The 612-nt window shown below is 46.2% G+C and carries 1 protein-coding gene; it reads right to left on the bottom strand.

What is annotated here, in order from left to right; genetic code table 11:
- A partial coding sequence (locus A3757_RS24350; RefSeq protein WP_156506561.1) for a biotin/lipoyl-binding protein occupies positions 1 to 612 on the bottom strand: 612 nt, incomplete at both ends.

The raw sequence follows: 612 nt of genomic DNA, 5'->3' as shown, positions 1-612 counted from the left end.
TCTGCCAGTAATGAGTGGGTTTGTTTTTCGATGGCAAGTATTGAGCTATCCAGTTGCTTGAATCGGGCTTGTTGTACTTTCAAGTCTTGTTCTTGTTCGATTAGCTCTTGCTTGAGTTCTAGGTATGGAAGCTTTGAGCCGTAGTCTTTTCGGTGGAGTTGTTCGAGCGCATCGACTCGTTCGGCCAGTACGGGTATGACTCTTTCTTTTTTCGTTGCTTCCGCTTCGACCATTTGTTGTTCTGCTTGGAGCTTTTGTCTTTCAACTTCCAGGGATGAGAGCTTGGCGTTAAGTTCGGTTTTCTGTTGTACGAGAAGGTTTTGGTGGCTCGTCGATTTTAACGGGGCCAAAGCCTGCGAACCTACTCCCTTTAAAACTAAACTCAGCCAATGATCGAAGTGCGATAGCCTTTCAATATTCATTGATAGTTCGGCAATCTCGTGTGCTAAACGATCTACATCGGCCTGTGTTTGCGTGCTGTCTAGCGTTATGAGCGGCTCACCTTGTTTGACGCTTTGCCCTTCTCTGACGTGAATCGCTTTGATCTTTCCCGCTTCTAAGGGCTGAATATGTTTGATGTGTTCGCTTGGAATCACTTTACCTTGCGCAACC

It is taken from the genome of Oleiphilus sp. HI0117 (assembly GCF_001635235.1).
Note: the sequence above shows the minus strand (reverse complement) of the source record. Positions and strands in the feature narration are given on the sequence as shown.